Raw genomic sequence first — 18,264 nt, forward strand, 5'->3', positions numbered from 1 at the left:
TGGGGCAAACGGGGGACTGGCTGCAATGAAAAAAGCGCCGGATTTGGCGCTTTTTTTCGTTCGTATTAGAGCGGCTTTGTCGGCGTCGGTTCGGCGTAGCCTTCTTTATATTTTTCATCGATCATATGCCGAATGTCTTTGATCGATTTCCCTTGATCGTAAGCGGCGATCGATTCAGCGGCGATGTCGAGGCAGACGCCGCATTTGGTCGCATGATCATCCCAGACGACCGAGCCGTCTTTTTTATTTTCATAGACAAAGCAGTCATAATTGTTCTTATGGCCAGCTGATTGCCCGCAGCCGCAATAGCAAGGGATATTCTCAAGCAGCTCGCGGTGTTCAGCAGCCTGTTGGTACAAGGCAGCCATCTCTTCTTCAAACGCGCTCAAAAAGCTTGGCAAATGCTCGATCGATTTTGTCGTCTCCCGAATATCGCCGGTGGCGGTTTTCGTCATCTGCGAGTGGCTTTGTTCCTGAACGCCGTCATCGGTGCAGCTTGAGAGCAGAACGCTGAATGACAATACACATGCGGTGATGAAGGTAGAGCGTTTCACCATCTTTCTTCCTTTCCGTGCGAGGTTTGCATTTTGAATGTACCATACCGATGGATAAGCAGCAACTATATAGATGCAACAAAGAAGTTTAACATATCCTTGACAGAAAAGTGGTTTGCCCATTTTCGACTGTCGAAGGCAAGCGTGTGGCTTGCCTCCGTCACGCCTTAGCGTGACGGAAGACCGAACAACGACTCGCTTCACAGACCCATTCATGGGTCTGGAAGCGGCGTTGTTCGGTCACTCGACAGTCGGATGCAATGACCGGCAAAGACGAAAAATGTTAAAGCTTTAAATTGCATCTATATATTTTTGCCCTTGGGAAATGAAGTTAGCGTCGAGACGAGCCACAGGGCAGGAATGATGGAAGAGGAAAAAGGCAGAAGCAGCTGACCGCTTCTGCCTTTCGTTAGCGGGCGATTATTGCCTTTGCAAGAAATATTTCTCAATATCATCCAACATCAAATGAGCCGCGAGCACACCGCCAGCCGTGTTCCAAATCGTGTCGCTCACTTTGTATACTTTTCCTTGTTTAGCGACATTTAAGTTTTGAAAGAGCGGGTCGTTGATCCATTCTTTTTCAAGTTCGCTCGCTTTGCCGTCCCCCGTCTCATATGTAAAGTAGAACAGGATGTCGCCATCCATTGCTGGAATGCGTTCTCTCGTCACGCCGGTTTCCGCAAAGTCGTTTACGTTTTGCGATTCCGGGCGGGCGAAGCCAAGTTGATCCAAAATGACGCCGGAGAACGAGTCTTTATGGTAAATGCGCACGTCGCCGGCCATAAAGCGGACGATGGATACTTTCATCTTCAGCTTGTCACCGAGTTTTGCTTTTAAGTCTTCAATGCGTTTGTCATATTCTGCAATGACTTGTTTCCCTTTTGCCTCTTGGTTTACGGCTTTCGCATAGAGCATAAAGTTGTCTTTCCAGTTGCCGCGCAGCGTTTCAGAGAAAACGGTTGGAGCGATTTGTTTCAACTGTTCATAAATTTTTTCATGACGCAGTTTGTTGCCGATAATCAAATCTGGTTTCAAGGCGGCGATCGCTTCAACGTTCGGCTCTGATTCCAAACCGAGCTCTTTGACGCCGTCCATTTTGTCTTTAATATGGTCGTACCACGGATCGCCCGTCCACGATTTGACGGCGCCGACCGGCTTTATGCCTAGCGCCAGCAACGCTTCTGTTCCTTCGTTTGTCAATACAACAACCCGTTTGGGCGTGCCTTTGATTTCGGCCGTGCCCATGGCGTGTTCGACTGCGTAGCTTGCTTCTTTCGATTGATTGCTGTCCTTCGGTTTGGCCGTTTCTTCCTGTTTTCCGCCGCAGCCGGCAAGAAGCAGGAGGGAAAGGATGAAGGCGGAAAGAAGGGTGAGATGTCGTGATTTCACTAGCCAATCCCCCTTTGTATTTGATAATGAATTTCATTTCCGTGTTATATAGTAATAAAAGTGAGAATCATTGTCAACTATAAAATGAAAAAATGATAAAAAAATCATAAGAAAACGTGAAAAAACATTGACGATGAGAGTCATTATCAAATAGACTTGACGATAGAGATATAGAAAATGAAGCAAGGGAGATCTCAGAGATGCTGGTGACAAACCGTCAAAAAATGGTTGGCCTCATCGGTTTGCTGATTGTGCTGCTTGCCGCCATGTGGATGAGCATCGTTTGCGGATATACCGATACGAGTTGGCGGCAGGCGGTGGCGGCTCTCATCGACAATGATGGATCGAATGCCCATTTAGTCGTGGCGACGGTTCGGCTGCCGCGAGCGTTGATTGCGGCTGCCGTTGGCGCCAGCTTGGCGATGGCCGGAGCGCTCATGCAAGCGCTGACGCGAAACCCGCTCGCTTCGCCAGGCATTTTCGGCATTAACGCCGGGGCCGGTTTTTTGATTGTTGTGATGGTCACCTTTTTTTCCATTTCTTCATTGCAAATGTTGTCTTGGGTCGCATTTATGGGGGCGGCGATGGCGGCGTTGATCGTGTTTGTGATCAGCGCCGCGGGGAAGGACGGGCTGACCCCGCTCAAAATGACGCTCGCCGGCACGGCGGTCGCGGCTTTATTTGCCTCGCTGACGCAAGGGATGCTGGCGATGAATGAAAAAGCGCTTGAAGAAGTGCTCTTTTGGCTGGCCGGGTCGGTCGCCGGCCGGAAGCTCGAGCTGTTGGCAGCCGTCTTTCCGTATTTGGCCGCCGCCTGGCTTGGGTCCATGCTGCTGGCGCGCCATGTCAACATCTTAATGATGGGAGACGATGTAGCGAAAGGGCTCGGGCAGCGGACAACCTTCATTAAAGCGGCCGCCGCTCTCTTAGTTGTCCTGCTCGCCGGCGGTTCGGTCGCTGTTGCCGGTCCGATCGGCTTTATCGGCATCATGGTGCCGCATATGGCGCGGGCGCTGGCCGGCGTCGACCACCGCTGGCTGCTTCCATACTGCGCCTTGCTTGGCGGGATTTTGCTTCTTATGGCCGATATTGGGGCGCGCTACGTTCTGATGCCGCGCGAAGTGCCGGTCGGCATCGTCACCGCCTTGCTCGGCGTTCCATTTTTCATCTACATTGCCCGCAGGGGGATCGCCGCAAAATGAAAAAATACATCACGGTCCGAATGGGAAAACACATCTCGTTTTTCTATGACAAAAAAGCTGTTGCGGTGCTCGCCGCGCTCATAGCAGCGGCCGTCTTACTTTTCCTGATCAGCATTGGCAGCGGCGAAATGCGCATGTCCCCGCTTGAGGCCGCTGCCGCGCTGTTCGGATACGGAGAGGAAATTCATCAGACGGTGATTGTGACGTTCCGCCTGCCGCGTGTGCTTGTCGCTTGGTTGGCCGGAATGGCGCTGGCTGCCGCGGGTGCCATTTTGCAAGGAATGGTGCGCAATCCGCTCGCTTCGCCGGATGTGCTCGGCATCACCGGCGGAGCGGCGGCCGCGGTCGTTGGCTTTTTGGCGCTGTTTAGCGATGAAAACAACTCTTTGACCGTCAGCATCCACTGGCTGCCGCTTGCCGCCTTTCTCGGCGCAGCGGCCGCTGCTTGGCTCGTGTATATGCTGGCGTGGAAAAACGGCCTCGCCCCGCTTCGGCTCGTGCTTGTCGGCATCGGCGTTTCTGCGCTCATGCAGGCGTTGACGACACTGTTGATGATCACAGGACCCATCTATCGGGCGAGCCAGGCAAACGTGTGGATTACGGGCAGTGTGTATGGAGCTTCTTGGCAGCACGTTTCGCTCATGGCGCCATGGGTCATCGGACTGCTCCTTGTGGCGATATTGGCCGCGCGGCATGTCAATGTGCAGGAGCTGGGCGATGAGCTGGCGATTGGGCTTGGCGGCGCGGTCGAACGGCAACGGCTAGGACTTGTTTTGCTTAGCACCGCGCTCACCGGCGGCGCGGTCGCTTTCGCCGGCGGCATCGGCTTTGTCGGGCTGATGGCGCCGCATATGGCGCGCCGCCTTGTCGGTTCGGCGTTTGGCGCTCTTCTTCCGACCGCTGCGCTGTTAGGCGGTGTGTTCGTCATGGGGGCGGATTTGGCTGGGCGGCTGCTTTTGGCGCCGACGGAAATTCCGGCTGGAGTGTTTACCGCGGCGATTGGAGCACCGTATTTCATTTATTTATTGTACCGAAGTCGGAAATTATAAGGAGGGATGCGCATGCATGGGTTGCAGGCGAAAGAGTTGACGCTATCCTATGGCGAGGCGATCGTTATTGACCGTTTAGACTTGACGATTCCAAAAGGAAAAATCACGGTGTTCATCGGCGCGAACGGCTGCGGCAAGTCGACGTTGCTGCGCGCCTTGGCCCGGCTGCTAAAACCAACAAGCGGCGCTGTGCTGCTGGATGGAAAAGAAATCGCCAAACAGCCGACAAAAGAAATCGCCCGCCGGCTCGCCATTTTGCCGCAGTCGCCTATGGCTCCGGAAGGACTGACCGTGTTGCAACTTGTGAAGCAAGGGCGCTACCCGTATCAAACGTGGTTCAAGCAATGGAGTGACGAAGATGAGCGGGCGGTTGTGCGGGCCCTAGAGGCAACTGGACTCGCCGAATTCGCCGAGCGGCCGGTCGATTCGCTTTCCGGCGGACAGCGCCAACGCGCATGGATCGCCATGACATTAGCGCAAGAAACAGACATCATTTTGCTTGACGAGCCGACGACGTATTTGGATCTCGCGCATCAAATTGACATTTTAGATTTATTGTTTGAGCTGAATGAAAAAGAACGGCGGACGATCGTCATGGTGCTTCACGATTTGAATTTAGCGTGCCGTTACGCCCATCATCTCGTCGCCATTCGCGATAAAACGGTGTATGCCGAAGGAAAGCCGGAAGACGTCATTTCCCGCCAGCTCGTGAAAGATGTGTTCCAAATGGATTGCCAAATCACGTACGATCCGATCTTTGGCACCCCGCTTTGCATTCCGTATGGGAAAGGACGGCGAATTTTACAGAAAGAAGGCGTATCGTGATGAGACTGCGTGAAGACGAAATGAAAACGTTGGAAACGTACCGTTTTTCAAGCGGGGCGGCTGATGTCTCGTCGTCGATGTTGTTTGCTTGGCTGCTTCATGACGACGGGCAGCTCGCGAAGTATGTCGCGCACGTCCGCACCGAGATGGGAGCGGCAAATGACGCCGTTGCGGCGTCGATGCTCGTCAAACGATTAAGCTTTTTGGCACCGATGGCGCTATACGCCATGTCGGTATGGAACAAGCGGCTTGTGCTCGATCCTGGACGAATTTGGCTTGACACGGACGGCGAAGGGGAGATGTGGATGCCGCGGTTTCGCTTTGAGCCGCCGGAAGCGGAGGCGTGCGGCATTGAGCGCAGCCGCTGGCGCGAGCAAGTCGTTCGCGACGTGTTCGCCGGCTTGTTCGCTCCGCTCATCGCTCGGTTGCGGCGTCTGACGCGCATATCGCCGCTCGTCTTATGGGAAAATGTCGCGATTTACGTGTATTGGGTATATGAACGTTGGCTTGAGGATGAGTCGCTTGCCCCGGTCGCCGACCGGCTGCGCGATGATTTCCGCTTCCTTATTCATGAAGCCGACGGCCGCCTGTTTGGACAAAAAGACAACCCACTTCGCCGCTTTTTTAAAGGAGCAAGCGGCATGCAGCGGACGACGTGCTGCCTGTACGTGCACACAAAAGGAGGGACGTGCTGCCAAACGTGTCCCACTCGCGCCCGCCAGCGGCAAACCGGGTGACCGGAAGGCCGCCGGTGGGCAGTTCCATATTTTTGACAAAATGTTTGCGAAATTTGTTGATTTTTGCCGTGATTTTCGTGAAAATGGAAGTGTGGACATCGCTTATTTTGGTGAAACGGCGAGGTAGCAATTGCATGGACAAATATACGGCCTTTTTCCATCACTTCACAGAAGCAGTGGTCATCTTGAATTTGCAAGGCGTGATCATTTACAACAATCCGGCTTTTGCCGGCTTGGCGCTGAGTGAAGAAGAACAGAGGACGCTGTCCGTCGAAGGACGGGCGTTGGTTGAACGGGTGAAACAGCGCCCGGCTGCCTTTCGCTGGGAGTTGCTTGACGGCTTATTGGTTGCAGGCGTGTCGCCGATCATCGGTGAAAACGGACAGACGGCCGCCGTCTTATGCGTTCTTCGCCGCCAAGCGGAGGAGAGCGGCCTGCAAGCGCGGCTTGCCGAAGCGGAACGGCGTCTGCAGCTGATTGTTGAGCATTCGAACGATTACGTGTTGATTTTTTCTCCCAATCGTGAGTTGTCATACATTCCGCCGTCATGGAAGCGAAAAACAAACAAGCGCCTTCCAGTGTCATACGAAGAGGTGCTGACATTTGTCCACCCTGATGACGCCCCGGTCGTGGCACAAAAATTGGCTGAGCTGTACGATACATACGAGACGCAATCCGCCGAATTTCGCAAGCAAGGCGAGAAAGGCGAATGGGTTTGGATGGAGGCGCAAGGGAAGGCGATCATCGATGAAGCAGGGACGCTCGATTGCGTCATTGTGACCGTGAAAAACATCAGCGAGCGGAAGCGGTACGAAGAAAAGCTGCGCCAACTTGCCTATTTCGATTCGCTCACGGGCATCGCCAACCGCAGCTATTTCGAGCGGCATATTCATGAGCTGATCGCGAGTCAGACGCCGTTTGCTCTTTGTTATTTGGATTTTGACAAATTCAAATGGATCAACGATCATTTTTCCCATCAAGCCGGCGATTACTTTTTGCGCGAGGCGGTCAAGCGCGTCGAGCGGGCGTTGCGTCCCGGCGACTTTTTTGCCCGCATCGGCGGTGATGAGTTTGTTCTCTTGCTGCCGAACATAACGAAAACAGAGATGACCGCCTTGGCGGAACAGCTTGTCAGTTCGTTTCACGAGCCGTTTTATTACGAAAAACAGCTGATTCAATCAACATTGTCGATCGGCATCGCTTTTTTCCCGAAAGACAGCGATCGGATCGAGCAAGTGATGAAATATGCCGATCAAGCGTTGTACGAAGTGAAAGAGCGGGGGCGGAACGGCTATGCCTTTTACCGGCCGACCGAGCATCGGCATGCGGTGATCGAGCAAGATTTGCCGTTTGCCATTATGCGCGGGCAGTTGTATTTATGCTATCAGCCGAAAGTGCAACTTGCTAAAGGAAAGGCGATGGGGGTTGAGGCGCTTTTGCGCTGGCGTCATCCGTCGCTCGGTGAAATTCCGCCGCTCGATTTCATTCCGTTGGCGGAGGAAAGCGGGTTTATTTTTGAAATTACATTATGGGTGTTGGAACAGGCGTCCCGTCAAGTGAAAGAGTGGGAAAGAAAATTTCCGGGCCTCAAGCTCGCAGTCAACTTGTCGCCGTTTTTGCTCAATCGTCCGGAGCTCATCGAGCATGTGAAGCGCATTTTGCGGGAGACGGGGCTTTCGCCCGATCGGCTCATTTTGGAAGTGACCGAAAGCGGACTGATGGAAAACATCGAAACAGGGCAGCACATTTTAACCGAATTGCAACGTCTCGGTGTGCAGGCGGCGATCGATGACTTTGGAACCGGTTTTTCATCATTGGCTTACATCCGCAATTTGCCAGTGTCGCTGTTGAAAATCGACCGCAGTTTCATTGAAGGCATTGCGGAAAACTCGAAAGATGCAACGATTGTTGATACGATCATTCATTTAGCAAAAAGCCTGGATATTGAAGTATTGGCCGAAGGGGTGGAGAGTGAATCGCAAGTGGCGCTTCTTTCGCAAATGCATTGCGACTATGCACAAGGGTTTTACTTCAGCCGCTCGCTCGAAGCGGAAAAGTTGCAGCAATGGCTTGAGGAGTACAACCGCACGGCTTGCAATGGGCCTTCGTCATAAGTCGGTCATTTCCACTCATGAGTTTCCTCGGCTTGCCGCAAACTACACTTGATGACTAGGCAAGAGGAGGAAAAACCATGGAATTTGCGCCAAGAAGCGTTGTGATCGAGGAGTTCATCGACACGCTCGAGCCGATGATGGAAGCCTATGGACTCGACCAAGTCGGCATTTTTGAAGAGCATGGTGAAGGCAATCGCTATTATGTCGGCTATACGATCAACAAAGACGATGAGATGATCACCATTCACATGCCGTTTGTAAAAAACGAACGCGGTGAACTGGCGCTTGAGAAGCAGGAATGGACCGTTCGAAAAGACGGTCGGGAGAAAAAAGGCTTTCATTCGCTGCAAGAGGCGATGGAGGAAGTGATTCATTCATGATAAGCGGCCGGGCTCGGCCGCTTTTTCGCCATCGAAAGGGAGAGGAGCATGATTGCGGAACTTCACATAGCAGACGACGAAACGGCCGTTAAGGTGCTGCACCTACAGCGGCGCGCGTATACGATCGAGGCGCAGATCATCGGCAGCACGGCGCTCCCGCCGCTTCACGATACGATCGCTTCTCTGCAACGATGCGGCGAGCGCTTTTTCGGCTATTTTCAAGGGGAACGACTCGTTGGGGCGATCGCTTGCAAGCGGAATGGGAAGACGCTTCGCCTTTGCCGGCTGATGGTCGATCCGGATTGTTTCCGCCAAGGGATCGCCAGCGCGTTGCTCGACTTTGTGATCAAGCAAGAGCCGTCGATAAGCGAGATCGTCGTGACGACCGGAAGCGGCAACGCGCCGGCCATTCGCTTTTATGAACGCCATGGGTTTCGTGCCATCGAGCGCATCGAAACGCCGGAAAGAATCGAGTTAACGAAACTCGTGAAACGAAGCGGATGACACGCGGGTACGAGTTTCCGGTTGTGTATGATGCCGATTTTGGCCATACAGATCCAATGGCAGTGTTGCCAAAAGGCATTCAAGCAGAGATGAAAACGGACAAAAGCGGATCTGTTGCGTTTCGCTTGCCTGAGCGGGCGGTTGAATGAGAGGTAGATTAATAGAGAGGAGACATGAGGGAAGACATGGCGACAACCTTGTATTTGACCAGACATGGGGAAACGAAGTGGAACGTCGAAAGGCGGATGCAAGGCTGGCAAGACTCGCCGCTCACGGAAAAAGGGCGGCAAGACGCCATGCGGCTTGGAAAGCGGCTTGAAGCGGTGGAATTGGCCGCGATTTACACAAGCACAAGCGGCCGGGCGCTTGAGACGGCGGAGATTGTCCGCGGCGGGCGGCTCATTCCGATCTATCAAGACGAGCGGCTGCGCGAGATTCATCTTGGCGATTGGGAAGGAAAGACGCATGACGAGATTCGGCAAATGGATCCGATCGCGTTCGACCATTTTTGGAACGCGCCCCATCTGTACGCTCCACAGCGAGGCGAGCGGTTTTGTGACGTGCAGCAGCGGGCGCTTGAAGCGGTGCAGCGCATCGTTGAGCGGCACGAGGGAGAAACGGTGTTAATCGTCACTCACGGCGTCGTGCTGAAAACGCTCATGGCGGCGTTCAAAGACACGCCGCTTGACCACCTGTGGTCGCCGCCGTATATGTACGGCACGAGTGTGACGATCATTGAAGTTGACGGTGGGACGTTTCACGTGGCCGTTGAAGGAGATGTGTCACATATTGAGGAAGTAAGGGAAGTATAGCGCTGAATAATTGATTAAGACAGGAAGGACGGGCGCTTGACCGTTGCCCGTCTTTTTTTTTGTGAAACAACAGCTTCTTAAATATAGGTCATAACGATCCATCGCAACAATGTTGGATGGCTGACTCCATTGTTACGTAGGGGTTGCGGCTATGAAAACGGAGATGTCTATGCATCATCATCCGTTTTTTGTTTGTCTGTCGATCGCTATTTCATTTTTCGCTTCGTTTTTGACATTGTTTATCCTGTTTGTTGCCTGCCGTGTAAAGAACGATCAGTTTTTAAAAAAGGCGGTTCGTTCCGTTGTCCTGGGAGGAGGAATCGCAGCAATGCATTATATATCGATGAAAGGAACATTGTTCCAACTGCCTTATGGCCAAGAAATAATGCGAGCGGAATCGGCATCCTTGATTTCGGTTAATAGTTTGGCTTACATCCTCGCTTTTATTACAATGGCTATATTGATCATGACTAATGTAATTGCTTATCTCGAACGGCGTGAAGTTTTGCGAAAAAAAAAACTTTACTGAAGCTCATTACAAATGTTTAGTCGATTACAATCCGCATCTTGTGTTGTCTGCTGACCTTAAGGGAGAAATTGTAAGCATCAATCCAAAGGCGATGGAGATCCTGCATGTTCATCAAGATGCACCGTTGACCAGTTTATACGACCTATTTTATGAGCATGATGATGAAAAAATTGATGAATGCTTAAGAAAAGTAGAAAAAGGTCAATCATGTTTCTTTAAGGCTTCAGTGAAAACGTCTCGGGAAGAAAGAGTCATCATGGAGTTTACTTTTATTCCGATAGTGGAAAAGAAAGATGTCATAGGGTTGTTTGTGGTGGGAAAAGATATTACAGAGCTAATAAAATATCAGGAGCGCATCAAAAAAGTGCAACGAGATTTATGGAATGCCATGTGCCAGCAGCAAGGCATGATTTTTAAATTTGTGAAAAGAGGGGAAAGTTTTATTCATACGTTATGCGGCGGGGAATTACTCAATAATTTCGGCATAGATCCTAAACAAGTGCTAGGTAAGAGATTACATGATTTTTTACCGGAGCCTATTGCCGATCAAAAAGAACAATATTATCGGTATACATGGGAAACCGGGGAAACATTGTACTATGAGGGGAATATAAACGGGATTGATTATTTAGTCAGTTTACGTCCCATAAAAAAAGATGGCAAAGTGATTGAAGTGGTTGGTTCGGCGATCGATATTACAGAAAGAAAAATGATGGAACAAGAGATGCTGCGGGCAAAAGAGGAGGCGGAGAAGGCCAACCAGGCGAAATCTAATTTAATTTCACGCATGAGCCACGAAATTCGAACGCCATTGAACGGAGTGCTAGGGTTCGCCCAATTGTTGGAGATGGATCCTTCCTTAAAGGGCCGGCAGCGGGAGTTTGTGCAAGAAATATTGGGAGGTGCCCGCCATTTATTAAATTTAATCAACGAAATGTTAGACTTGGCAAGGATCGAAACAGGAAGGCTGCCCTTAACTTATGATGTAGTCCATCCAGACGACATTATTAAAGAAAGCATTAAATTAGTCGAACCGTTAGCCAATAAGAAAAACATCGACATTCAAGCTCGATCGAGCTTCAGTGAACAAGTGTATTTATACACAGATGCGACGAGAGTGAGACAAGTGTTATTAAACTTGCTTGACAATGCCATTAAATACAATCGTGATGGCGGTACCGTCCTCATTGAAGGGAAATATGATCAGGAAAAAGTGGTTATACATGTAAAAGATAATGGGATAGGCATCCCGGATGAAGAACAAGAAAATATCTTTGAACCATTTTATCGCATAAAAGGCACTCATGTCGACGGCAATGGCATTGGGCTCGCTTTTGTCAAGCAGATTATCCGTCTTTTGGGCGGCACGATTGAGGTGAAAAGCAAGTTGGGCGTGGGAAGCGACTTTTCGTTCAGTCTTCCGGCTGTCAGTTATTTTCACAGCTGGCCGCATTCATCACGAAACAAACCGGTGAATCAGGAGAGGCTATTGAAGCTTGGAAACAAAAAAATTTTATACATCGAAGATCATATATCCAACTTGAAACTGTTGGAGCATATCTTGAAGCCGTTTCCCAATCTTTTGTTAACGTTTGCCTGCAATGGCGGCGAAGGCTTGCAAAAGGCTATCAGTGGCTGGTTTGATTTGATTCTCATCGATATTCATCTCCCAGATATAAGCGGATATACGGTGTTGGAAATGTTGCAAAGCGATGAACGAACAAAGCATATTCCGATGATTGCGCTCAGTGCCAATGCGGTACCAAAAGAGATTGAAAGGGCTTTAAAAGCAGGATTTACGGATTACATGACAAAACCGTTGGAGGTAAACGTGTTTCTTGAAAAACTAATACACATATGGGAGGAAAAGCGCCCTCATAAGTAAGGGGCATTTTTGCATTTTATGACAAAAAATAACGAAAACGAGAGTTGAACATGCCGTAAAAAGTCGAAAAAAAGGTTTTATATGTCCTTTTGTGTGCTTCTAAAGTCTGTATAGATGCTTCATGTGCGAGAATGGAGTTAGACAGGTACATGAAAAAAAGGTTAAGGTTAAAACAAAAGGTATATTAGGTTAATTGCCCCATTCATCGGTGGTGTTTATAGGATTAAATGACTATGGAAGGATAGTGAAAGCGTGATCCCGGTCTCTATCAGAGAAATGATCGACAAACGACAGTTTGAACATGTTTACCAGCCGCTGTGGGACTTGTTTAACTGGAGCATCTTTGGATATGAATCGCTGTTGCGGGTAAACGGGATCAATAACGTTGAGCATCTTTTTCAAAAGGCTCGGGAGGAAGGATGTTTATACGAACTCGATCTCGCACTGCTGGAAAGTTCCATCTTTCAGTTTCCTTTTTTAGAGAATAAGGGAAGGCTGCTTTTTTTGAATGTATATCCCTCTACTATTTTGCATCATGAATTTAAACCGTTTTTGGAAAGAGTAGTTGAACGCTTTCCGTATATTGAAAACCGAATTGTGTTCGAATTGAACGAGACAAAAGAAGAAGAGGGTATATGGAAGGATGGAGAGTTAAAAGCAGCTATAGAGTTGATGAGAGGGTATGGTTTTTACATTGCTATTGACGATGTTGGCAAAGGGGCATCGACCTTGCAAAAAATTATTGAATTGCAGCCTGATTATGTGAAGTTGGATCGGTACTTTGCTCAAGGGCTGGCAGCCAATGAAGAAAAACAAAAAATGGTCAGTTTGTTGGCAAGCTACTGCGGCCGCAAAATGGTGCTCGTTTTAGAGGGAATTGAGGAAGAAGTGGATCTCGCCCAAGCGAAGCTTTTGAGAGTGCCGGCAGCGCAAGGGTATCTTTTAGGAAAACCGGGTAAGTTAACATAAGCAAAACATCAATGTTGGCAGGTGTATAAATATTGCTTTACTTAACACGTACAATTGCATTTTCGGCAGCACACCGGTATTGGATTGAGGATTGGAGTGTGGAAAAAAATAAAGCTGTTTTTGGCCTATGCAGCAACTTGAACGGGCATGGCCATGATTATCAGCTTGACGTGACGGTAAAAGGGCTTGTCAATCCGCTCACCGGTATTGTCGTTAATATCACTCAAGTCGATGCCATTATGAAAGAAGTAGTTTCTGCCGAATTAGACGGAAAATTTCTCAATCAAGAACATCCATATTTTCAAACACATATTCCGACGACTGAGATGATGGTCACGTACATTTGGGATGTTTTGCAAGGAAAATTTAGCTGCTGTCAACTTTGCAAAGTGAAACTGCAGGAAAATGAGACGCTTTATGCAGTCAAGGAGGAACAAGAGTTGGTCCAATTGACGAGAAGGTACTATTTCAGCAGCGCCCATCGGTTGCATAGCGATCAATTGACTAATGAAGAAAACCAAAGGTTATTTGGCAAGTGCAATAATCGTTACGGCCACGGCCACAATTATTGTCTGGAAGTCACTGTAATCGGAAAACCCGATCCGATTACTGGGATGGTGGTAAACTTAGCGGAATTAGATGAAATTGTAAATAGGGAGGTTTTAGTGAAATTTGATCATAAACATCTTAACCTGGATACAGATGAATTTAAGCAAATCAACCCGACGGCAGAGAATATAGTGATCGTCATTTGGGAGCTTCTTGCCCCGCATCTTTCGTCTCTTTATAAAATTGGACTATGGGAGACACAGAAGAACTATTTTGAATATTTCGGACCGCATAAGGAGAAGTAAAAACATGTTTGATATGAAGGCATTAAAAGGAAAAAACATTGTTATTACGGGGGCAAGTCGCGGCATTGGGTATGAAACGGCGAAACAACTAGCAAAACTTGGATCTAATTTAGCGTTAGGCAGCCGGACGATAAAACAGATGAGCCCAGAACAGTTCAGCAGTTACGGGAATGTTTTCTTGGCGGAAGTGGACGTTGCTGACGAACGTTCAGTCAAAGATTTTGTATGCGATGTGGTTAGCACGTTAGGCTCGGTCGATGCCTTGATTAACAGCGCGGGGGTCGGAACGTTTGCGAATGTGCTCGATTCACAGACCGATGAGTTTGATACGATGATATCGGTGAATTTAAGAGGAACGTATTTATGCTGCAAACATTTTGGGCGGCATATGGTGGAGCGGAGAAAAGGAAGAATTTTAAATATGGTATCCGTCGCGGGCGTCACCGCAATTCCAGGATGTGGAGGGTACTGCGCCTCGAAGTTTGGAGTGCTCGGTTTAACGAAGGTGCTTCAGTCGGAGTTAAGAGCCCAAGGTGTATATGTTTCCGCCGTCATTCCTGGGGCGGTAAGAAGCAGTTTTTGGGATCGTATCGACCATCAACTGGATGTCAAGCAAATGATTCCAGTTGAAACATTAGCGAAGCATATTGTTTACATGCTTGCCCAACCGGAAGATGCCTTGATCGACGAAATCGTCATTACCCCGCCTCTTGGAATATTATAGGAGAGAAGGTGGGATGGTGGCGAAACTGTTTAAAAGCTTCTTTCGTCGCTCCGATGAAGAAACGGCCTCTTTTCCCTTGTTTTGCATGCCTGAGCTGCCGCTGCCGGAGTTGTTACATCGAACGAAACGAGCGTTTCTTGCTAGAAAACTAGGCCAATATATTGGGATTAGGGCACGGGGTGTGGATCGTTTCTTTTATGAATCGCTAGCCACGAAAACATTTAAAAATAACAAGAAAGACTTGGAAAGTTATGTCCTTTATTTAAGTGAATTGATGCTCGAGTGGGGCGAGAATGGACAGGATATTCAACAAGAAATAAAGGAGTTAAACGAAACAGCCATTTTCACTAATGCCATGTTAAAAGCGTATGACATATACAAGGATGAGCTGTTTGGCCGCCCTGCGCATTCCTGTTCTTGTCAGCCAAAATGCAATGTTCGTGATATTGATGAGAAAAAGTGGGAAATATACCGCGATGTGATGCACGCCGCCACTCAAGGGAAATTTCTGCTCGTTAAGGAGGAAGAAGTGGGGCGGCTTGAACAAGGAACGATCATTTGCCGGGCCGGAATCCGCTCCCGCTCAGACATTCCGAAATGCAGGGAGTTGGCCAAGCAGGCGTTTGAAGCTCTCGGCGTTGGCCCATTGGCCCTTGTCAGCTGGTTGCTTGCCGTCTCCGAAGCAGTGACAAATGTCATTAAACATGCGGAATGGGGAGAAATGTCGCTGATCCAGGACAAGGCAAGCAAGGAGTTGCGGTTGATTGTGAAGGACCAAGGACCTGGATTCCCGATGAAGGAACTTCCGAAAATGGTGCTTCTATCCGGATATTCAACAAAGAAATCGCTTGGTCAGGGATTTACGTTAATCATGAGAATAGCCCAAAAAGTGTTTCTATCTACTTCCTCGCAAGGTTCCGTGCTTGTTTTAGTTTTTTACGCCGAGGAGGGAGCCAATGTCAACGGATTGCTTAAAGACGATGCAAAAAACGATCATCGCCGCCAAGTGGATTGATGGTTTTTGGGACCGATGGATTGTCCATGGGGTGGAGAAGGACGATATTTCTTCGATCCGCTCTTTTTTGGTCGATAAAGAAAGCTGGGTGGAAACATGGGGGGCGCTCGCCCGTTCATGGGCTGAAAGAGCGGTGAGTTTGCCGGCTGCGGAGGCGGAAACCGCTTGGCGGAAGGCGAGCCTTTATTACCATTTGGCGCAATGGATCATCCCGGAACGGAATGAGGAAAAGAAGGAATGGCTGTTAAAAAGCTTGCAAGCCGCCCGCATAGCTGATGAGCTGTCGCCGCTCGAAACTCATTACGTCCAACTCGATGTGGAGGGTAAGACGTGTTTTGGAAGGGTTCGGCTGCCCGTTAAGGCCAAAGGGGCGGTCATTATCATCAATCCGCTTGATTCAACGAAAGAAGAACTTTTCACATATGAGGACGATTTTTTGCAAAACGGGTTTGTGACTGTCAGTTTTGACGGCCCTGGCCAAGGCGAAACGTATGTGCATAGCGGCTTAAAAGGCGCCGCCGGGCGTTGGGAGCAGTTTATTCATTTATTGATCGACTGGACATCTTCGCACTTTTCGCTGCCGATTTGCGTATTTGGCACCAGCTCTGGCGCTTCTTGGGCCATTTACAGCAGCGGCCATCCGAAAGTGAGAAAAGTGGCGGCTGTTTCTCCAGCGTTCGAGAGTAAAGAAATTCAGCTGCCTGCCTATTTTGTTGAGAGGGTACAGTTTGTCAGCGAAGAAAAGGGGTCGGTTTGGCTCCCACAGTTAGAAAGGACAACGTTTCGCCATCCGGTTTTGCTTGTGCATGGAAAACGGGATACTATGGTGCCAAGCGAGCACATTTATCGCCTATATGATCGGTTGCCCGTTGGAAAACAACTGCTCGAATTCGACGATGAAGGACATTGTTGCAATTATAAACTGCACTATATTCGCGGATATGCCGCATCATGGTTTCAAGAATAGCGGGGGATATCGATGGGGTTTTCTGACTTTTGCCAATTGATTGCTGAAGAGGCAAAAGTGCCGGTGGAGCAAGTAACCGCCGAATCTTCGTTTCAAAATGACTTAGGGGTTGATTCGTTGCAACTTGTTCATTTGCTTGTCGTATTGGCTGAAAAGCTTCAGTTAGAAATTGGGCAAATTCCTCACGATTTGGACTTCCGAACCGTTGGTGGACTGTACAAGTCGTTAGTTGGGAAAGGAGAAATAATATGAGCCAGCTATACAAATGGATATTTGAGGAAGGGAAAAACGAAGATGTTCATAAGACGATTTTAACGTCGCAAACGGGCAGCTATTCGCTAGACGATATACGGCAGGAAGTAAACAAATACTGTTCTCTCCTGACGCAGCTCGGCCCCGTCCAAAGAAAAAGAGTAGCGTTTATGATTCCATATGCTTCCAGTTTCCTTAGTTTACTGTTGGCCGTTAACCGCCTCGGAGCGGTTGCTGTGCCGATCAGTCCGTTTTTAAGAAGCGAAGATTTATCCCGCTTGCTCGAATTCATAAATCCGCATGTGATTTTGACCATCAGGCAACATCAAAATTTTCAATTTTTCAATGCCGTTTCCCAATGGGCTCATGGCACGGGAGAGGAAACGATCATTTATGATTCGGTAAAAGGGGATCATTGGAAAGCAACGGTCGTTGCCGGGATGCCTAAGCCGGTTGAAAGCGAGCCTGTTGACATCATTGCGTGTACGTCAGGGAGCACTGGGGTCCCAAAAGGGGTGATGGTTGATTTCAACTTTATCCAATTTGGCGATGCAGCGTTATCTGCTGCGCTGTCTCTTTCTGCATCGGACAAAGTGCTTGGGATAGTTCCGTTTTCAGGATTATTCGGGCTATGTTTAATGGTAGTATCGATCAAAAAACGGCTGCATTTTGTTGCTACTGAATCATTTCACTTTCCCGATATCATTCGACTGTTGCACACCCATCCTGTCAATAAGTTGGTGACAAGCCCGTCACTATTTCGATCGCTGTACTTGTTGGCGAAAAAACCGGTGCTCGAGCCGCTCGAGCTCATCGGGTTGGCGGGGGAGAGGATTACGGCCGATTTTATCGAAGCCGTGCGGCCGATTGACCATTGCCGCATCATAAGCATATATGGCTTGACGGAGATTGGCGGTGTGATGTTTAGCAAAAACGATGTTCGCCAAGGAATGGATTGGGAATTAGTTCCAGGGGTTGAGGCGGCCATCGTCAATGCTCCGGACAAAAGGGAGATCGGTGAATTGGTCGTCAAGACGCCTAACGGATTTTTAGGATATTATCAGCGCCCGGATTTAACGCAGGAAGCCTACCGGGATGGATGGTTTTATACCGGAGATGTAGCGCGGATGACAGAAAGCGGGGCGATTGAAATCGTCGGCCGCAAAAAAGAAATGATTAAAAAAGGTGGGCAACAGGTGATTCCGGGAGAGATCGAGAGTTTGTTGGCCAGTCATCCGAGCATTTTTGCGGCAGCGGTTGTGGGGATTCCTCATCCAATTTTTGGAGAGCAAATTGTCGCCTTCGTTGTTCCGAAAGAACATGTAAGCGATACGAATCTTTACTCATTTTGCCGCGAGCGGCTCGCTTCTTATAAAGTGCCCGATCATATTTTCACCATCGATGAGATCCCGGTCAGCCAAGGGAAGGCCGATAAAGTCAAATTGCAGCAGTTGGCGACGAAGCGGATTGCTGCCCGTGAATAGCAGGCGAAGGAGTTGGATG

The 18,264-nt window shown here is 49.2% G+C and carries 19 protein-coding genes and 1 pseudogene; 18 read left to right on the top strand and 2 right to left on the bottom strand.

Annotated features, from left to right (window positions below):
• Nucleotides 1-65: 65 nt before the first annotated feature.
• Both GT3570_RS07010 and GT3570_RS07015 read right to left on the bottom strand, forming a co-directional pair.
• On the bottom strand, nucleotides 66-557 hold the full coding sequence (locus tag GT3570_RS07010; protein ID WP_014195631.1) for a PCYCGC motif-containing (lipo)protein: 492 nt from the start codon (nucleotides 555-557) through the stop codon (nucleotides 66-68).
• 417 nt (nucleotides 558-974) lie between these two features.
• The gene (locus GT3570_RS07015; RefSeq protein WP_011230953.1) at nucleotides 975-1,943 is read right to left on the bottom strand and encodes an ABC transporter substrate-binding protein; all 969 of its coding nucleotides are present in this window, start codon (nucleotides 1,941-1,943) and stop codon (nucleotides 975-977) included.
• A 200-nt stretch (nucleotides 1,944-2,143) separates the two neighbouring features.
• Here GT3570_RS07015 and GT3570_RS07020 point away from each other — a divergent pair, with 200 nt between their 5' ends.
• The 18 genes and pseudogenes from GT3570_RS07020 to GT3570_RS07105 all read left to right on the top strand — a co-directional run bounded on the left by GT3570_RS07020 (nucleotide 2,144) and on the right by GT3570_RS07105 (nucleotide 18,245).
• The gene (locus GT3570_RS07020) at nucleotides 2,144-3,145 is read left to right on the top strand and encodes a FecCD family ABC transporter permease (protein WP_014195635.1); all 1,002 of its coding nucleotides are present in this window, start codon (nucleotides 2,144-2,146) and stop codon (nucleotides 3,143-3,145) included.
• Complete coding sequence (locus GT3570_RS07025) at nucleotides 3,142-4,194, top strand: FecCD family ABC transporter permease (protein WP_014195636.1); 1,053 nt, start codon at nucleotides 3,142-3,144, stop codon at nucleotides 4,192-4,194. The genes GT3570_RS07020 and GT3570_RS07025 overlap by 4 nt, the downstream gene beginning before the upstream one ends.
• A 12-nt stretch (nucleotides 4,195-4,206) precedes the next feature.
• Complete coding sequence (locus GT3570_RS07030) at nucleotides 4,207-5,019, top strand: ABC transporter ATP-binding protein (RefSeq protein WP_011230957.1); 813 nt, start codon at nucleotides 4,207-4,209, stop codon at nucleotides 5,017-5,019.
• Entirely contained in the window at nucleotides 5,019-5,756 is a 738-nt protein-coding gene (locus GT3570_RS07035; protein ID WP_014195638.1) for an IucA/IucC family C-terminal-domain containing protein, read from the top strand. The genes GT3570_RS07030 and GT3570_RS07035 overlap by 1 nt, the downstream gene beginning before the upstream one ends.
• A 134-nt stretch (nucleotides 5,757-5,890) precedes the next feature.
• Nucleotides 5,891-7,870 carry a putative bifunctional diguanylate cyclase/phosphodiesterase gene (locus GT3570_RS07040; RefSeq protein ID WP_025039196.1) on the top strand — a complete coding sequence of 660 codons (1,980 nt, stop codon included), beginning with the start codon at nucleotides 5,891-5,893 and terminating at the stop codon, nucleotides 7,868-7,870.
• Between the two features lie 77 nt (nucleotides 7,871-7,947).
• Nucleotides 7,948-8,250, top strand: a complete 303-nt coding sequence (locus GT3570_RS07045; RefSeq protein WP_013145569.1) for a DUF5634 family protein — start codon at nucleotides 7,948-7,950, stop codon at nucleotides 8,248-8,250.
• A gap of 48 nt (nucleotides 8,251-8,298) precedes the next feature.
• A complete protein-coding gene (locus tag GT3570_RS07050) occupies nucleotides 8,299-8,754 on the top strand; it encodes a GNAT family N-acetyltransferase (RefSeq protein ID WP_011230961.1) in 456 nt (151 codons plus the stop codon).
• Entirely contained in the window at nucleotides 8,751-8,903 is a 153-nt protein-coding gene (locus GT3570_RS07055) for a peptidase U61 (RefSeq protein ID WP_013145567.1), read from the top strand. The genes GT3570_RS07050 and GT3570_RS07055 overlap by 4 nt, the downstream gene beginning before the upstream one ends.
• A gap of 36 nt (nucleotides 8,904-8,939) precedes the next feature.
• Complete coding sequence (locus GT3570_RS07060) at nucleotides 8,940-9,566, top strand: histidine phosphatase family protein (protein WP_062898579.1); 627 nt, start codon at nucleotides 8,940-8,942, stop codon at nucleotides 9,564-9,566.
• A 145-nt stretch (nucleotides 9,567-9,711) separates the two neighbouring features.
• Nucleotides 9,712-10,095: pseudogene (locus tag GT3570_RS07065) on the top strand (hypothetical protein); the annotation flags it as partial.
• A complete protein-coding gene (locus GT3570_RS17850) occupies nucleotides 10,046-11,980 on the top strand; it encodes a PAS domain-containing hybrid sensor histidine kinase/response regulator (RefSeq protein ID WP_082816473.1) in 1,935 nt (644 codons plus the stop codon). The pseudogene GT3570_RS07065 and the gene GT3570_RS17850, both read left to right, overlap by 50 nt.
• 252 nt (nucleotides 11,981-12,232) lie before the next feature.
• Entirely contained in the window at nucleotides 12,233-12,949 is a 717-nt protein-coding gene (locus GT3570_RS07075; protein WP_011230965.1) for an EAL domain-containing protein, read from the top strand.
• A gap of 32 nt (nucleotides 12,950-12,981) precedes the next feature.
• Nucleotides 12,982-13,803, top strand: coding sequence for a 6-carboxytetrahydropterin synthase (locus tag GT3570_RS07080; RefSeq protein WP_041467847.1), 822 nt, complete (start codon nucleotides 12,982-12,984; stop codon nucleotides 13,801-13,803).
• A gap of 4 nt (nucleotides 13,804-13,807) precedes the next feature.
• On the top strand, nucleotides 13,808-14,527 hold the full coding sequence (locus tag GT3570_RS07085; RefSeq protein WP_011230967.1) for an SDR family oxidoreductase: 720 nt from the start codon (nucleotides 13,808-13,810) through the stop codon (nucleotides 14,525-14,527).
• 13 nt (nucleotides 14,528-14,540) lie between these two features.
• Nucleotides 14,541-15,542 carry an ATP-binding protein gene (locus GT3570_RS07090; RefSeq protein ID WP_011230968.1) on the top strand — a complete coding sequence of 334 codons (1,002 nt, stop codon included), beginning with the start codon at nucleotides 14,541-14,543 and terminating at the stop codon, nucleotides 15,540-15,542.
• Nucleotides 15,484-16,509 (top strand): alpha/beta hydrolase, encoded by a 1,026-nt coding sequence (locus GT3570_RS07095; RefSeq protein ID WP_011230969.1) that lies wholly within the window; start codon nucleotides 15,484-15,486, stop codon nucleotides 16,507-16,509. The genes GT3570_RS07090 and GT3570_RS07095 overlap by 59 nt, the downstream gene beginning before the upstream one ends.
• Nucleotides 16,510-16,521: 12 nt before the next feature.
• Complete coding sequence (locus GT3570_RS07100; protein ID WP_023634119.1) at nucleotides 16,522-16,761, top strand: phosphopantetheine-binding protein; 240 nt, start codon at nucleotides 16,522-16,524, stop codon at nucleotides 16,759-16,761.
• The gene (locus GT3570_RS07105; protein WP_023634118.1) at nucleotides 16,758-18,245 is read left to right on the top strand and encodes a class I adenylate-forming enzyme family protein; all 1,488 of its coding nucleotides are present in this window, start codon (nucleotides 16,758-16,760) and stop codon (nucleotides 18,243-18,245) included. The genes GT3570_RS07100 and GT3570_RS07105 overlap by 4 nt, the downstream gene beginning before the upstream one ends.
• Nucleotides 18,246-18,264 lie beyond the last annotated feature (19 nt).

Origin of the sequence: Geobacillus thermoleovorans (genome assembly GCF_001610955.1) — a bacterium.
GTDB lineage: Bacteria > Bacillota > Bacilli > Bacillales > Anoxybacillaceae > Geobacillus > Geobacillus thermoleovorans.

Bases quoted from the DNA above. Each gene is read 5' to 3' on its own strand.
- GT3570_RS07010 (WP_014195631.1), bottom strand. From the start codon at position 557: ATGGTGAAACGCTCTACCTTCATCACCGCATGTGTATTGTCATTCAGC.
- GT3570_RS07020 (WP_014195635.1), top strand. From the start codon at position 2,144: ATGCTGGTGACAAACCGTCAAAAAATGGTTGGCCTCATCGGTTTGCTG.
- GT3570_RS07025 (WP_014195636.1), top strand. From the start codon at position 3,142: ATGAAAAAATACATCACGGTCCGAATGGGAAAACACATCTCGTTTTTC.
- GT3570_RS07030 (WP_011230957.1), top strand. From the start codon at position 4,207: ATGCATGGGTTGCAGGCGAAAGAGTTGACGCTATCCTATGGCGAGGCG.
- GT3570_RS07035 (WP_014195638.1), top strand. From the start codon at position 5,019: ATGAGACTGCGTGAAGACGAAATGAAAACGTTGGAAACGTACCGTTTT.
- GT3570_RS07040 (WP_025039196.1), top strand. From the start codon at position 5,891: ATGGACAAATATACGGCCTTTTTCCATCACTTCACAGAAGCAGTGGTC.
- GT3570_RS07045 (WP_013145569.1), top strand. From the start codon at position 7,948: ATGGAATTTGCGCCAAGAAGCGTTGTGATCGAGGAGTTCATCGACACG.
- GT3570_RS07050 (WP_011230961.1), top strand. From the start codon at position 8,299: ATGATTGCGGAACTTCACATAGCAGACGACGAAACGGCCGTTAAGGTG.
- GT3570_RS07055 (WP_013145567.1), top strand. From the start codon at position 8,751: ATGACACGCGGGTACGAGTTTCCGGTTGTGTATGATGCCGATTTTGGC.
- GT3570_RS07060 (WP_062898579.1), top strand. From the start codon at position 8,940: ATGGCGACAACCTTGTATTTGACCAGACATGGGGAAACGAAGTGGAAC.
- GT3570_RS07085 (WP_011230967.1), top strand. From the start codon at position 13,808: ATGTTTGATATGAAGGCATTAAAAGGAAAAAACATTGTTATTACGGGG.
- GT3570_RS07090 (WP_011230968.1), top strand. From the start codon at position 14,541: ATGGTGGCGAAACTGTTTAAAAGCTTCTTTCGTCGCTCCGATGAAGAA.
- GT3570_RS07095 (WP_011230969.1), top strand. From the start codon at position 15,484: ATGTCAACGGATTGCTTAAAGACGATGCAAAAAACGATCATCGCCGCC.
- GT3570_RS07100 (WP_023634119.1), top strand. From the start codon at position 16,522: ATGGGGTTTTCTGACTTTTGCCAATTGATTGCTGAAGAGGCAAAAGTG.
- GT3570_RS07105 (WP_023634118.1), top strand. From the start codon at position 16,758: ATGAGCCAGCTATACAAATGGATATTTGAGGAAGGGAAAAACGAAGAT.